This is a genomic window from Nonomuraea sp. NPDC005730 (assembly GCF_040630865.1).
Classification (GTDB): domain Bacteria; phylum Actinomycetota; class Actinomycetes; order Streptosporangiales; family Streptosporangiaceae; genus Nonomuraea.
The window spans coordinates 1-13714 of record NZ_JBEXYK010000071.1 but is presented as its reverse complement, the minus strand read 5'-3'; the positions used below and the strand labels follow the sequence as shown (position 1 = coordinate 13714).

10 protein-coding genes and 2 pseudogenes are annotated in these 13714 nt (G+C 68.3%); 6 read left to right on the top strand and 6 right to left on the bottom strand.

The window, feature by feature from the left end:
• Positions 1-14 precede the first annotated feature (14 nt).
• Positions 15-578 (top strand): ferritin-like domain-containing protein, encoded by a 564-nt coding sequence (locus tag ABZ444_RS44350; protein ID WP_358010226.1) that lies wholly within the window; start codon positions 15-17, stop codon positions 576-578.
• Here the strand turns inward: ABZ444_RS44350 and ABZ444_RS44345 are convergent.
• The 3 genes from ABZ444_RS44345 to ABZ444_RS44335 form a co-directional block, all read right to left on the bottom strand.
• Positions 538-3297 carry an AAA family ATPase gene (locus ABZ444_RS44345; protein WP_358010225.1) on the bottom strand — a complete coding sequence of 920 codons (2760 nt, stop codon included), beginning with the start codon at positions 3295-3297 and terminating at the stop codon, positions 538-540. The genes ABZ444_RS44350 and ABZ444_RS44345 overlap by 41 nt on opposite strands.
• A gap of 613 nt (positions 3298-3910) precedes the next feature.
• Positions 3911-4735: an integrase core domain-containing protein gene (locus tag ABZ444_RS44340; protein WP_358010224.1), complete on the bottom strand. Its 825-nt coding sequence runs from the start codon at positions 4733-4735 to the stop codon at positions 3911-3913.
• Positions 4736-4747: 12 nt separating this feature from the next.
• The gene (locus ABZ444_RS44335; protein WP_358010223.1) at positions 4748-5011 is read right to left on the bottom strand and encodes a hypothetical protein; all 264 of its coding nucleotides are present in this window, start codon (positions 5009-5011) and stop codon (positions 4748-4750) included.
• A gap of 749 nt (positions 5012-5760) precedes the next feature.
• Here ABZ444_RS44335 and ABZ444_RS44330 point away from each other — a divergent pair.
• A complete protein-coding gene (locus ABZ444_RS44330) occupies positions 5761-7293 on the top strand; it encodes a TerB N-terminal domain-containing protein (protein WP_358010270.1) in 1533 nt (510 codons plus the stop codon).
• A gap of 277 nt (positions 7294-7570) precedes the next feature.
• Here ABZ444_RS44330 and ABZ444_RS44325 read toward each other — a convergent pair whose 3' ends face one another.
• The gene (locus ABZ444_RS44325; protein ID WP_358010222.1) at positions 7571-8311 is read right to left on the bottom strand and encodes a triose-phosphate isomerase family protein; all 741 of its coding nucleotides are present in this window, start codon (positions 8309-8311) and stop codon (positions 7571-7573) included.
• Between the two features lie 43 nt (positions 8312-8354).
• Between ABZ444_RS44325 and ABZ444_RS44320 the strand changes: the two genes are divergently transcribed.
• The 3 genes and pseudogenes from ABZ444_RS44320 to ABZ444_RS44310 all read left to right on the top strand — a co-directional run bounded on the left by ABZ444_RS44320 (position 8355) and on the right by ABZ444_RS44310 (position 10474).
• A protein-coding gene (locus ABZ444_RS44320) for an IS3 family transposase (protein ID WP_358010269.1) occupies positions 8355-9577 on the top strand; the annotation gives its coding sequence in 2 pieces (ribosomal slippage) (positions 8355-8667 and positions 8667-9577; 1224 coding nt in all).
• Positions 9578-9622: 45 nt separating this feature from the next.
• Positions 9623-10102 (top strand): annotated as a pseudogene (locus tag ABZ444_RS44315) (transposase); the annotation flags it as partial.
• A gap of 186 nt (positions 10103-10288) precedes the next feature.
• Positions 10289-10474, top strand: a complete 186-nt coding sequence (locus ABZ444_RS44310) for a heavy metal-associated domain-containing protein (protein ID WP_358010221.1) — start codon at positions 10289-10291, stop codon at positions 10472-10474.
• Positions 10475-10490: 16 nt separating this feature from the next.
• On the opposite strand, the pseudogene ABZ444_RS44305 reads toward ABZ444_RS44310, so the two are convergent.
• Positions 10491-10877 (bottom strand): annotated as a pseudogene (locus ABZ444_RS44305) (hypothetical protein); the annotation flags it as partial.
• 514 nt (positions 10878-11391) lie between these two features.
• Between ABZ444_RS44305 and ABZ444_RS44300 the strand changes: the two are divergent.
• On the top strand, positions 11392-12027 hold the full coding sequence (locus ABZ444_RS44300; protein ID WP_358010219.1) for a hypothetical protein: 636 nt from the start codon (positions 11392-11394) through the stop codon (positions 12025-12027).
• A 559-nt stretch (positions 12028-12586) separates the two neighbouring features.
• On the opposite strand, the gene ABZ444_RS44295 is transcribed toward ABZ444_RS44300, so the two are convergent.
• On the bottom strand, positions 12587-13285 hold the full coding sequence (locus ABZ444_RS44295) for a hypothetical protein (RefSeq protein ID WP_358010218.1): 699 nt from the start codon (positions 13283-13285) through the stop codon (positions 12587-12589).
• Positions 13286-13714: the final 429 nt, after the last annotated feature.

Here is a 13714-nt window from a genome sequence, read left to right as displayed (position 1 = left end):
CCGACCATCGACACGTGACGAGTCCTCCAGAGCCGCCGGCCGTCCTGCGGATGCGCGAGGTCCGGGACCGGGCCCTGCTCGACCTGGACGACGGCGCGGTCACACCGTCGAACCGGGCCGAGCTGAAGGCGGTCGCGCACCTGCTGAACGTGCTGCTGGCCAGCATGGTCGTGTCGTCGTTGCAGTACGACCAGCACGCGCTGCTCGTCCGCGGGCCGTCACAGCGGCCGGTCGCGGAGTTCCTCTACGGCTGCGCCGACCGTGACCGCGCCGGCGCGCGGCTGCTGGCCCTCCGCATCGCCCAGCTCGGGTTCACCGCCGGTCATGACCCGCGGCACCTGCCGGAGCTGTCGCGCGTCACCTTCCAGTCGTTCCAGGACGGCGATCTCACCGGCATCCTGACGCAGGACCTCGTGGGCGCGCGGATCCTCATTCAGTCGTTGCAGGAGGCGGTCCGTTGGGTCGGCGCCGATGATCCCAGCACCCGGCGCCTGCTGGAGCGGCTGCTGGAGGACAAGGAGGCGCAGGCCGACGAGCTCAGCGCGGGGCTTCGGAATCCGGGGAGAGCGCATCCCTGAGCCCCGCGCGGGAGGTGATGCCGAGCTTGGGGAAGATGCGGTACAGGTGTGCGCCCACCGTCCGGTGCGACAGGTACAGCCGTTCCGCGATCTGTTTGTTGGTCAGGCCGCTCGCCGCCAGCTCGGCGATCTGCAACTCCTGCGCGGTCAAGGCGGCCGGGCCGGCTGACGGCGCCTCGGCCGGCCGGTGTCCGGCGGCGCGCAGTTCGTTCTGCGCACGCTCGACCCAGGGGCCGGCGGCCATCGCGGCGAAGCCGTCACGCGCGATGAGAAGATGCCGACGCGCCTGCGACGCCGATCTGTCACGACGCAGCCGCTCGCCGAGGACGAGCCGGACGCGGGAGGCGTCCCACAGCCACCGTTCCGCCACGTGGCCCGACAGCAGCGACTCCAGCCGCGCTCTCGTCCCGTCGTCGTCGGACACGAGGAACTCCGCCGCCGCCTGGATCAGCGTCATCCGGGTCGACAACGCGGCCACGTCGGCGGCTCGCATCGCCTCCACATGCGCCCTGGCCTCGACCATCCGCCCCGTCCGCACCGCCGCCTCGACGAGGTCGAGCATGACCCACGTGCAGTGAGGCACGTACGCGGCGAGGACGCCGGGCGGGCTCATCGCGGCCGCGTGGTGGAAGGCCGCGCCGAAATCCCCCTGTCCCAGCGCCGCGAGAGCACGCGGATGCTGGGCGAACAGCGCCGCGGCCGTCACGCCGCGGGGGAGCGCCCAGTGGGTCATCTCGTCGGCGAGCGCGTACGCCTCGTCGAAGCGCCCCCGTCCGGCGGCGAGGATCGCCCGGTTGTACCGGAAATACCAGGCGAAGAAGGAGAAACCACTGGTGTCGCAGACCTGCTGTCCCTCGCGGGCGAGTTCCTCGGCCTCGTCCCAACGGCCGACGAGGTAGTCGTCCAGGCACAGGTGCATGAGGGCGCCCAGGTGACGGCGGGGCGGGCCGCCCTCGCGTCCCTGCCGGACCAGCCGCCACGAGGACTCGCGGCAGTCACCCAGGCGATCCAGGTAGACCGAGGCCGTGCCGATCCGCATGATCCGCGTCGGGTCGGTCTCGTCCGCGAGGCCGGCGAGGACGCCCTTGCTGCTCGCCGAAGCCGACGCCCCCGTGCGGACCGGGTCGGGGAAGGTCCGGCTCGCCAGTGACAGCACGTCGGGCGGTCGCGGCTCCAGCCGCTTCAACACCCGGTAGAACGGCTCCCAGTACTCCGGCGCGCTGCCGTACCAGCTCAGCAGCATCAACGTGTGCATGGCCTCGACCAAAGCGGGATCGTCGGCCCGGTAGCAGTGCTCCGCGGTCTCGATTGCGCCGACCAGGAGCCGGTGGGCGGTGGCGACGTCGCCGTCCCCGTTGAGCATCAGGAACGCGGCCGCGTTGGCCGCGTGGAGCGAGCCGGTGGAGTCCGGAGCCGCCCGCCGGGCGTCGGTCAGCAGCGTTTTCGCGTCGTCGATGGCCCCGCTCGCCTCGGCGCCGATGTAGGCGGCCTCGGAGAGCCGGCGCCCCCGATCGGCGCTCGTCACGCTCAGCTCGGCCGCCCGGATCAGCACGGCGACCGCGGCGAACGCGTCACCGCGCAGCATGATGCGATGCGCCGAGTCCTCGAGCAGCGCCGCCACTGTCTCGTCCGGGCCGACGGCGGCCGCAGCGAGGTGCCACGCGCGACGTTCCCGGTCACCCGTCAGCGCGCCGGCGAGGGCGACATGCGCGGTCCGGCGATCTTCATGCGTGGAGCCCGCCACGATCGCCGATCGGATCAGCGGGTGCCGGAACGCGATCCGCGCCGTGGCGTCGTCCACGCGTACCAACTGCGCCCGCTCGGCGGGAGCGAGGTCGGCCAGCCCGGCCTCCTCCGCCAGGGCGGCCCGGAGCACCCGGACGTCGCCGGTGCCCTCGAACGTGGCCAGCAGAAGCGTTCTGCGCGTCCGTTCCGGCAGGTCGGCGATCCGGGCGGCGAACATCGCCTGGAGCCGGTCGCTGAGCGGGACCACCTCCGAGTGCGTCCCCGCTGGATGCGGCGCGCCCTGCAGCGTCGAAGGCAGTTCGGTCAACGCCAGCGGATTGCCCTGTGCCAGGTCGAGCAGCCGTCTTCTGATCCGCGCCGACATGTCCGGGAAATGCACGTCGACCAGTTGCCCCGCCGCCGCCCGATCCAGCGGCTGAACGACCATCTCGGTCAGCCCGCGTGGCGCCGAGGAGCCCACCGCTCCCGTCCTGGCGGAGAACAGCAGCGCGGCCCCGACCCCCTGCAGCCGACGGGCGACGAATCCCAGCACGACGGCGCTGGCCCGGTCGATCCATTGGACGTCGTCCACGAGAAGGGCGAGCGGCGTTTCGGCGGCGACCTCCTTGATGAGCAGGAGGGCGGCGTTGCAGACCAGGAGCGCGTCGGTGGGCGCGCCGGCGCCGAACCCCAACGCCACCGTCAATGCCTCCCGAAGCTCCGGTGGCAGGCGCCGGAGGTCGGCTTCGACCGGCAGGAACAACTGGTTGAGGCAGGAGTAGCTGACGTCGGCCTCGAACTCGGAGCCGGACGCCCGCAGCACGCGCATCCCCGACGTGACGGCCAGCTCGGCCGTGACGGCCAGGAGCGCGGACTTGCCGATGCCGGGGTCGCCCCACATCAGCCGCGCGTCACCATGGCGCCGGGCCGCGTCGAGAAAGGCGGACAGCTCTTCGAGTTCGGCACGGCGGCCGAAGAGTGCGTTGCTGGCCATGGTCACCTCACGGCGTCGGTCAGTGCCTCACCGGCCCCGGATGAAGACTGCGGCGATCCTAGTCGCCATTCGATCACCCTTTGAGGTCTGCTGCCGCCGTTGTCCGGAGGGGAGCGTGAATGGGCAAAGGAACGCGACCATCGGGCAAGTCATTCCACGTCGCCGTCCACGGGCAGAGGTGTCCAGAGGAGCGGCTGGGCCGGCCCTTGAGGTGCCGGGCTGGCTGGCTGGCTGGATCACACAGGCCCGTTTCGCCCTCGGTCTGGTGGACCGGACGGGGTGACGAGCGCCGTCAGCGCGCCGGGTGCGAGCATGATGCGCTGTCTAGAAGGGCCTGATTCATTGACGGCACCGCCTCGTGCCGTCACCGTGAGGTTGTGAAATCGAAGGTTCTGAAGATTTGGCCGGATCACAAGGTGAGCCACTTCCGCTATCCGACCGATGGATCCGCAGGGAAGTGCACAGCACACGGTCAAGGCGCCCCAAGCTCGTTGATTTGCAGCGGGAATGGCAAACACGACGTTCTCCTCCTGCGCAGCGATGGAGAGATGATGTGGTGCGCCTGCGAAGCATGGCTCACCACTGCGCCTGCCGATAATTCCATCCGTGCTGGTCAAGCGGCGTGCGAGTGCTCGTGGAGGACGCCGGCGAGCCTGTCTCGTCGGCGTATGTTCAGATCGATGATTCGTCCGGGGCCGGTGATCGGGTCCGAGGCGGGACGCAGTGGAGCCTCTTGGTTCAGGGCTTGATGTGCTCGGTGCCGGTTGTAGAAGCGTTCGTACTCGCGCAGGGCGTGCCGAAGGTGGCGTTCGTTCCAGATCAGGTAGCGGTCGAGGAGCTCGTGGCGGCAGGACTGCACCCACCGTTCCATGATGGAGTTCATCCGCGGCCTCCGGATGCCGGTGAGCACAATCTTGATGCCGGCCTCGGCGAGTACCTCGTCCATGATGGCCGGGAACTTCCCATCCCGATCTCGAAGCAGAAAGCGCGCCCGGCAGCCTGCATCATCCAGGTCCATCACCAGGTTCTTGATCGCCTGGGTGACCCAGTTCATGCCCGGGTGAGCGGTGGTGCCGAGCACGCGGACGCGTCTGGTGGCGTGCTCGATGGCCGCCAGGACGTACTGGCGTTGTCCGCTGAGAGTGCTGGTCTCGATGAAGTCGCAGGCCAGTAGGGCGTCGGCTTGCGAGCGCAGGAAGGCGGCCCACGTGGTGGTTGCCCGTTCGGGTGCCGGGGCGAGGCCTGCCTGTTGGAGGATCTCCCAGACGGTGGACGGCGCGACCTTGATGCCGAGTGTGGTGAGCTCTCCGTGGATCCGCCGATAGCCCCAGCTCGGGTTCTCCCGGACCAGGCGCAGAATGAGGGCGCGGATGGAGTGGACCGTGGGTGGGCGCCCGGGGCGCTTGGGCCGGCAGGTACGGCCGTGACGACGTCTCATCAGGTCGCGGTGTCAGCGCAGGACGGTGTCCGGCCGGACGAGAAGCCGCAGGCGGTGCAGAACCTCACGCGGCAGCGAGGTGAGGAAAGCGGCGAGAAGGGCCCGGTCCTCGGGTGCGAATCGCACTCTCGTGTCAGCGCCGAGTTGGCGTTCGAGGACGGCGATCTGGTGACGCAGAACGAGAATTTCCATGTCCTTGTCCCGATCACTCATGGGTAGCAGTCGCAGCGCGGCGAAGGCGTTCGTGACGGTCAGGTAGGCCAGGCGAAGCAGCACAGCGGATCATCCTGCCGTACGCGCTTCCGTCTCCCGGGTGACCGGAGCTCGCGTACGTTGAAGCGAAAGCCCTCGCAGAGCAATGACCTGGGCGGACGTAGTCATCGGCAGGCGCAGAGTCTGGACCGCGTGGTCTGATGAGGGCCTCGTGGTGAACAGTGTGGAGTTCTCGGGGGGCCTGCTCGGCACCACGCACTGTCCCCGTGCTCGCACAGCCCCCTGGTGGTGAATGGCGAGCTCAGTGCACGAAGGTGTTTGACGTGCGGGAAGACCTGCTCCCATTCCTCCTCCACAGCGCTACGGAGAATCCATGCCGACTTCCTCCTCGGCCCCATATGGGTCGGCTAAATGCCATGATGTGCGGCTAGTGTCGTGCAATGTCGCCTCTCGCTTCCTTCGGTATCGGACGGGACGAAATCTGTATTTCAGTCATAGTCAGAAGAATCAAATCGATAACGAGCCGTCTGGCCATGTCTACGGAAGGTATGCCCGAAGGTTAAAGTGCCATCCGTGGCTGGGGATGGCTTCGCGTATAGCCTGTGGCACAAGCGCTGAGCCCACGGGGCTGGCAGAGGTGATTCGTGAGTTTTCTGGACCGCTTTCGACGGACCCCCGCCCCGGTACCAGGAGCGCCGCCGTCGAGGCCCGTGCACCACAACACATCGGACCCCAGGCACGGTTGACAAACATCGTATGCCTCCGCTCCGGCGGCGCCTTCGGTACGCCCTCACAGTCCAGCGGACCCGTGGCTGCGCCCAGGAGCAGGGATCAATCTCGCGGGCTACGACATCGTCGGCGGGCTCCTCTACGTCGGTACCCATCTGGCCGCGCCTTCGGGCCATAGGGTGGACCCGGCGCTGATCAACCCGTCATTGCCCGTCGATCTGCGTCAACCGGACTGGGGCGGGCGGGGGTTGGACTATTGGCCGTCGTACAGCGATATTCCGCCCCAGTCGAGGGCCGCCTATCTGGCCTGGCTCGCGGATGGGCGGCGCTTCCCGCAGGCGCCGATCGGCTTTGTGTTCCTCTACTTCTATGGCCTGGAACGGCGAGTGCTGTACGACCTCCAGCGGGACCGTTCCACGGCGGCGATCGAGCTGCCGATCATCCATCAGGAGGTCCGCCGCCTTCTGGCCATCTACGGCGGCCAGAAGGCCTTCAAGCGCTATGTGGGGCAGTTCGAGCAAGTCCTGGAAATCCTCGCGGCCGGAGCCCCTGAAAGGGATCCGGCCCCCGCGCCCGCGCGTGACTACCCGCCACCGCTAAGGCTGCGCGCCGGTCTGGGAGCGTTCGCGGCGCAAGGCGCACCTGTGCCTGCTGAATGGGCGTTGACCTGGATCCGCTCGCATCCGGACTACTACCCGCGTACCCCTGCCACCCGCTGCGCCGCCGAGTTCGACGCACTCTTCCTGCAGCGCTACGCCGCCCGCTACGGTCAGGGGCTGGTCGTGCGGCCAGGCCGCAAGGAGGTCACGCTCGACTACCGGCCCGCCAGCGCCGGCTTCCGCGGTGTCGCCGAGCTGACCCTGCCCGGCACCCCCGATGTCCTCAGCTATGCCGCGCCGACCCGAAAGCTCATCGCACTGGCTGACGAGTGCACCACGGACCTGGAGGCGTACAGCCGCTACCTCGGCCGCGTGCCCGACGGGCAGAGCTCGGTGCAGGCTCAGGCGCTGCTTCCGGCCGAGCTGGTGAATCTGTCCAGCGGTGGTGCCGGGCAGGCGATCGCATGGGCGCGCCACCGGCTGGGCGCACAGGAGCTCGCGGTCGTGCCGGTAGGGGAGTTCTCGGCCTTCATCTCCTCGCCGCAGGAGGCGAAGCCGGTCAAGAAGGACGTAGTCGCCCTGGCGCAGGTGCTGGGCCGGGCGGGAGTCGGCATCGAACCCGACCCGCGGCTGGGCGGCGCGGTTCTCACCTCGGGATCCATGGTGTTGTTCGCGGCGCCGGGCGGTCCAACGGCGGCGGCTTCCGACGCGTATCAGGCGGCGACGTTGTTGCTGCATATGGCGGCGGCGGTCAGTGCCGCCGACGGCGACTTCGACGAGGCCGAGCAGCGCCATCTGAGCGACCATCTGGAGCGGGCGCTGCACCTGACCGCCGAGGAACGGCGGCGCCTGCATGCGCACCTGCGCTGGCTGACCGTCACTCCGGTCAAGCTCACCGGCCTGACCCGGCGCATCGCAGGCATCGACACGGCCCAGCGCCAGTACGTGGCGGAATTCCTGGGTCCATCCCTGTCATCTCGGTTGCGACCGCGTCTTCCGAGTGATCGTTTCCCATAGCGTGCTGTGGAGGTCGGGGAAGCCATGCACAGCTGCGTCCGTTGGAGCTCATTTCGCTGGGCTTTCTTGCCGCCGACCCTGGTCCGATCACGACCGAACGAGGCGCAGAGCACTGCAACCCGCATGCACATCGTGGCCATTAATCGCAGTGATGGCAACGGGCCCACGCGCTTGTCTCCGCTCGGGCATCATCGCTGAGAGGTCTCGCAGGCGAGTCCCGAGCTGGTGACTTTGCCCGTCAAGAGGCGCGGTCGGCATCCAGGCGTCGAAGTAGGGTTCAGCGCCGTTCGAGGACTTCGTCCAGGATGCGTCGGCGCATGTCGGTGTCGTAGGCGGCGCGCCCGAGACCGATTCCGTCCAGACGCACGGTGGAGGCCAGCCGGGTGAACACTCCTGGTGTGACGGCGCCACCGTACAGCAGGCGGGTCGGCCCGGCGCGGTGCGCGGTCTGCCGGGTCACTGCGTCGAACACGGCTGCCACGTCGGCGGGGTCCGCGGCCCTGTCGCCGCCGATCGTCCATGCCGGCTCGTACATCACCGCCAGCGCGGCGTCGGGGGGTAGCTGCCGCAGGACCGGCTCGACCTGGGCGATCACCACATGTGTCACTTCAGGGCGGCTGCCGGGCCGGCTCTCCCCCACGCAGAGAACCGGCACCAGCCCCGCCCGTGCGGCGGATTCGGCCTTCGCGGCGATCAGAGCGTCGTCCTCGCCGAAGACGCGCCGCCGGTCGGCGTGCCCCACCATGACGTAGGCGCAGCCCAGTTCGGCCAGCAGCCCCGCGCTCACCTCTCCGGTGCATTCCGGTGCGTCAGGCCACAGGTTCTGGGCACCGTAGGTCAGCCCGGTGCCCGCCAGAAGCCGGTCGATCTGCCCCAGTGCCGGATAGGGCCCCAACACGAACAATCCCACCGCAGCGAGCCGGTCCGACTCCTGCAGCAGAGAGCTGATCCAGCTTCGCAGACCATGCATGCCCAGCCGCATCTTCGTGTTCGGGCCTTTCCCCTTGAACGTGGACACCTCGGAGACTGGATCTTGAGGTCCAGGGGAAGAGATGTCACTGATGGTGATGAAGAACTACCCGCCCGAGTTCAAGGCCGATGCGGTGGCCTTGGTGCTGTCGAGGCCGGACCGGACGATCACGTCGATCGCGCGGGATCTGGGAGTCAGCCGCGAGACTTTGCGGGTGTGGGTACGCGCCGCGCAGGCGCGGGGTGAAGGTGGGCAACGAGCGGCCGGCGGTGCCACTGCCCGTCAGCCCCCGTCGGCCGGACAAGTACCCTCAGACGACGTGTTGGAAGAGGAGAACAAGCAGCTCAGGGCCCGGATTCGGGAACTGGAGCAGGAGCGGGACATCCTGCGTAAGGCGGCCAAGCTTTTCGCGGGCGAGACGAACTGGTGAACCGCTTTCAGTTCGTTGAGGATCACAAAGCGCTCTACGGCGTGAAGCGGTTGTGCCGGGTGCTGCAGGTGTCGCGCTCGGGCTTCTACCGATGGTTGAAGGGCGCCACGACGCGGCTGGCCCGCCAGCAGGCCGATGAGCAGTTGGCTGCACGGATGCGGCGGATCCACGCCGAGCACGACGGTACCTACGGCTCGCCCCGGATGACGGCCGAGTTGCGCACGGCCGGGATGAGGGTCAACCACAAGCGGGTGGAGCGGGTGATGCGCGAGCACGGCATCGCCGGGCTACGGCTGCGTAAGAGGGTCCGCACCACGATCCCCGAGCCGGATGCCGCGCCGGTGCCGGACCTCCTCCAGCGCGACTTCACCGCCGAGCGGCCCAACACCCGCTACGTCGGCGACATCACCTACCTGCCGGTGGGCGGCGGCCGGTTCCTCTACCTGGCCACCGTCGTGGATCTGTGTTCGCGTCGGCTGGTGGGCTGGTCGATCGCCGATCACATGCGCACCGAGCTCGTCGTCGACGCGCTGCAGGCCGCGGCGCAGACCCGGGGCCGTCTGGACGGGGTGGTGTTTCACAGTGACAACGGGGCGCAGTACTGCTCGCGGGAGTTCGCGCGGGCCTGTCACCGGCTCGGTGTCATCCGCTCGCGTGGCGCGGTCGGCACCAGCGCCGACAACGCGGCGGCCGAGTCCTTCAACGCGAGTCTGAAGCGCGAGACGCTGAAGGGCGCGCCCGGCTGGCCCGACGCCCGCACCGCCCGCCTGGCCGTGTTCGGCTGGATCACCCGCTACAACACGGTCCGGCGGCACTCCCGGCTCGGCCAGCTCAGCCCGATCGCCTACGAGAAGACGGCAGATAGCCTGAAGTCTGCCGCCTGAAATTGGTGTCCACGTTTATGGGGGAAGCCCCGCCTTATTTCTTGACGACTTCACTACCTGCGCAACCTGCTCACCACCGTGCCCAAGTCGGCGCAGCCATGGGTGGCCACGCTGGTGCGCACCATCTTCGACCAGCCCACCGCCGATGCCGTCCGCGCCCAGCACGCCTGGGTCATCGACGCCCTGGAAGCCAAGTACCCGGCCGCGTGCGAGCATCTGGACGCCGCCCGCGAGGACCTGCTTGCCTTCGCCGCCTTCCCGCGCGAGACCTGGCGCCAAATCTGGTCGAACAACCCGCAGGAACGGCTCAACAAGGAGATCCGCCGCCGCACCGACGTGGTCGGCATCTTCCCCGACCGAGCCTCGATCATCCGCCTCGTCGGCGCGGTCCTGGCCGAGCAGACCGACGAATGGACCGAAGCCCGCCGCTACATGGGCCTGGACATCCTCGCCAAGGCCCGCGTCCGGCTCATCGCAAGCGACACACCGGCCCAGAACCCACTCCCGCAGACACTTACCGCTTAACCTGCAGAAATAGGATCACGCGAAGATCGACTCATACACCACGTCCGTGGACGTGACCGCCGTCATGGTCCGTAGTGCCGCGCCACGTTCACAGCAGCGCACGCGCATGAGGCCATGGGGTTGAACCGGGGAGGGGCAGCCGGCGTACCCGTCTCTGCACGGATTATCTTGATCCGGAGGACAAACATGATCACCAGTACGTACGTCGTCCAGGGCATGAACTGCCGGCACTGCGTGGTGGGCGAGGTGCCTGGCCTCACGGGCGTCGTCGTCGATCTGCCCACCGGCAGGCTGGACGTGACCGGTCAACACGCGCTGGACGCCGGCACGATCCGTCAGGCGGTGGAAGAGGCAGGCTTCCGACTCATCTGATGGCGGTAGAAGAGCTTCAGGACACCTGACGGGCCGGTTCTTCGTGCGGATCCGTCTCAAGTTCGCCGGGCTCGTCCAAGTACGCGGTGAGGAGGTCGCCGGTCGCGGGCGGCGGGGCAAAGCGGCGCAGGCGCAAACTGTTGGAGACCACGAACGCCGACGACAACGCCATGGCGGCCCCTGCGATGAGCCGGTTCAGCAGTCCCGTGGCGGCCAGCGGAAGAGCGGCGACGTTGTAGCCGAAGGCCCAGACGAGGTTGCCGCGGATGGTGGCGAGGGTGGCGCGGGCCAGGGGGAGGGCGGTGGGGACGACGTCCAGGTCGTCGCGGATCAGGATGAGGTCGGCGGCGGCCAGCGCGACGTCCGTGCCCTCCACCACGGCGAGTCCGACGTCGGCGTAGGCGTGCACCAGAGCACGCAGGCGGCCTAGATCGGCGCTGATCGGCCAGCGGAGCACCCGCTCCGTCATCATCGCCGCCGGCCCGGCACAGCAGGCGGGGAGGAGGGCGTAAACACCCTTCTCCGCTGACCTGCCGATCGAACCCAAACCCCGTCGAGCTGGGTAGGCGAAAGGTCGGGAGCTCTGTCGTTGTGAGGCCGGCATCTGTCCGGGATCCCTGGGCGCTGCCTGGCGGGCGGCGGCCGGGACCGGCCGAAGAGCCGCACGCCCGGCCGGCCGATCCGTCAGGCAGCGTTTACAGCTGGCGCGGGACCTGGCGTCGGCAGAACGCCATCCGCAGGGTGTCACGGTGGCCAAGCCATGTCCGGCTGAAGGCTGACCGCCCGTAAAACGGGACGTCCCCATTTCTGGCCGATTTTTTGCTGGTCGATCAAGCAATATGCCGGCCGACGTAGCTACGTTCGATAGGCGTTAACCGCCATCTGCTAGGCGCCCCTTCTCACCAGAAAGTCATCGAATGCCCAGAATACTCAAACGCGGGGCAACCCGGTTGGCTGTCGTAGCAGCCGCCGCCGTCACGATTGCCACTGGTCCGGCCGTCGTCGCTCACGCGCAGGGTCCGATCGTCACGGTCTCCGTGATCGTTCACAGCATTGAAAGCCTTGAGGACCTGCAGAATTCCATGCCCCTTGCGGGTGTCGCCATCCAGGCCACCAGTGCTGCGGGCAACGCCGAAGATGAGTGCGTCACCAACACCAACGGCCAGTGCAACCTGGGGCTCACCTCAGGAAGCGAGCACACCGTCTGCATCACCGACGTCCCCGAGATCTACGACCGCGAACCCGGTGCCTGCAATACGGCATTCATCGAGGCGGGCAGGATCAACATCTTCACCTTCTTCCTCGCTCCCCGGGCAGACAACGAAGATGGGGACGACGACGGAGACGGCAACGACAACGGAAACGGAGATGGAGACGACAGCGGCAACGGAAACGGCAGCGGAGACGATGTCGTCAACTCCGGAAGCAACGACAACATCGTCAACGGGTCTGGACAGAACTGCTCCGTGACGAACTTCGGCGCCCCTTTGTTGTCGATTCTTTCACCGATAACCAACCACTGTGTCAATGCGCCCGGGCGCACCGCCGACTGAGTGCCTGTGTCACAGCCCTGAAGATCGGTGCCGTTTCGCAACGAAAAGCCGTTACCGATGTCCGAATCGTTCTGGCACCTGTAACGGCTATTCGTTGTGATCGCCGCTCACATGACTCAGGCTCGCTGAGAGCCGTTCAAGTCGGTGTCACCGTGGCGTTCCCACGAACGGCCGACGCGCCCACACCTTCGATCGGCCCACCCCCGGCCTGGGTGGATGGGTTCAGACACAGGCACTGATCCCTCGTGAGACCACTTCGGCAGAGTGTCCCCCGGCTTCTGCCTGGGGGCCGGATACCGTCAGGCTCGTGGATGCCTCCAAGCCCTCCCCTGAGGCTGACGAGCCTCCGGGCGACCGTGACGCCGGCGATCTGCTCCACCAGTTCGCTGTGCAGGCCATCGGCGAGTCTCGACCTTGAGCAGACCATGGCGGCCGACCTGGCCGCGCAGACACCAGCCGAGCGGGTTGCCGCCGCGCAGTTGCTGATGCCACAGGCGATCTACCGCGAGCTTCGCCATGGTCACGACCTCGCGGCAGCGCAGACGTCAGCCCCCGCCGTTCAGTGCAGCCACTTCTGTACGAGGGCGAGCATCGGGTTGGACAGCCAGTTGACGATGAACGCGATCATGATGCCCAGGAGGAAGAAGACAACCTGCGTGACGAACCCCCTTCGACCCTGCCCGACGAACTGGCGACGCAGGACGTCGTCGAGCGCCTTGACCTGTTCGGGCGTCAGCGCCGCCAGTCGTTCGGCGCTGTCCACCTGCGCGCTGAGGCGCTGGAGCGCGGCCAGCCGTTCCTGGAGGTAGAGCTCCAGGTCGCGGGAGACGGCCTGCGCCTCTCGGACCATGTCCTGCAGCCGTTCGACGCGCTCGGTCAGGATGAGCTCCCGCCGTGCAGCCCGTTCCCGGCGACGGGTCAGCAGCGTGGTCACGCCCCAGAAGGAACCGCCGACCGCGGCGATCACTCCCGGCACGCCGAGCGCGACCCACCAGTAGAACCGGTCGAGCAGCGCCTCACCGGCCGGCGCCTTCATGTCGACGCCCGCGAACGACCCCACCAGGCCGATGACGAACGGCGGGCCCAGCAGCAGCCATCCGAGGAGGCCCCCCACGAACCAGTAGCCGAGCTTACTGTCAGCCGCGGAACCATCCTGCGTGGACCCGCCTTGCGCGGCGCCGGAAGCGTCGGGCGGGTCACCGGGCGGGGCATCGGGCGGGTCGCCGGCCGACGGCACGTCCCCAGAGGGCGCGGTCATGGCACCATAGTGCGATCGTGGACGACACCGGGCAAGCCCGTGCCGTCACGGCGCCGGCCCGTCGAGGTGAGCCGCGCGGGCGGTGGACGGCCTTCTCCGCCGAGCGGCCGGGATGCACGACGATCAGGTGCTCCGCCGGCGGCGCGTCGGGATCGTTCTCGTCCCATGGCCGGGTGCGGGCGTGGACCCGCAGACGGTAGTGGCCCGGCCCGGCAACAGCCCCGGTCGGGCAGCGCCGCGGTCCGGGCGGGAGAGGAGATTTGCCGTCTGCGCAGCGTGCCGTGAGGGGTAGGAGGGCAGGCCACCGTTGGACATCGGCCCGCGGAGGTGACCGCACCCCGTTGGCCGGTTGCGGACAATTCCCGTCAAAGCCTACCCAAGGGGTGTAATCAACCCTTTGTGGCACGTAACGTCAATGTCGGTCCGGTC

Bases quoted from the DNA above. Each gene is read 5' to 3' on its own strand.
- ABZ444_RS44345 (WP_358010225.1), bottom strand. From the start codon at position 3,297: ATGGCCAGCAACGCACTCTTCGGCCGCCGTGCCGAACTCGAAGAGCTG.
- ABZ444_RS44340 (WP_358010224.1), bottom strand. From the start codon at position 4,735: ATGAGACGTCGTCACGGCCGTACCTGCCGGCCCAAGCGCCCCGGGCGC.
- ABZ444_RS44310 (WP_358010221.1), top strand. From the start codon at position 10,289: ATGATCACCAGTACGTACGTCGTCCAGGGCATGAACTGCCGGCACTGC.
- ABZ444_RS44300 (WP_358010219.1), top strand. From the start codon at position 11,392: ATGCCCAGAATACTCAAACGCGGGGCAACCCGGTTGGCTGTCGTAGCA.
- ABZ444_RS44295 (WP_358010218.1), bottom strand. From the start codon at position 13,285: ATGACCGCGCCCTCTGGGGACGTGCCGTCGGCCGGCGACCCGCCCGAT.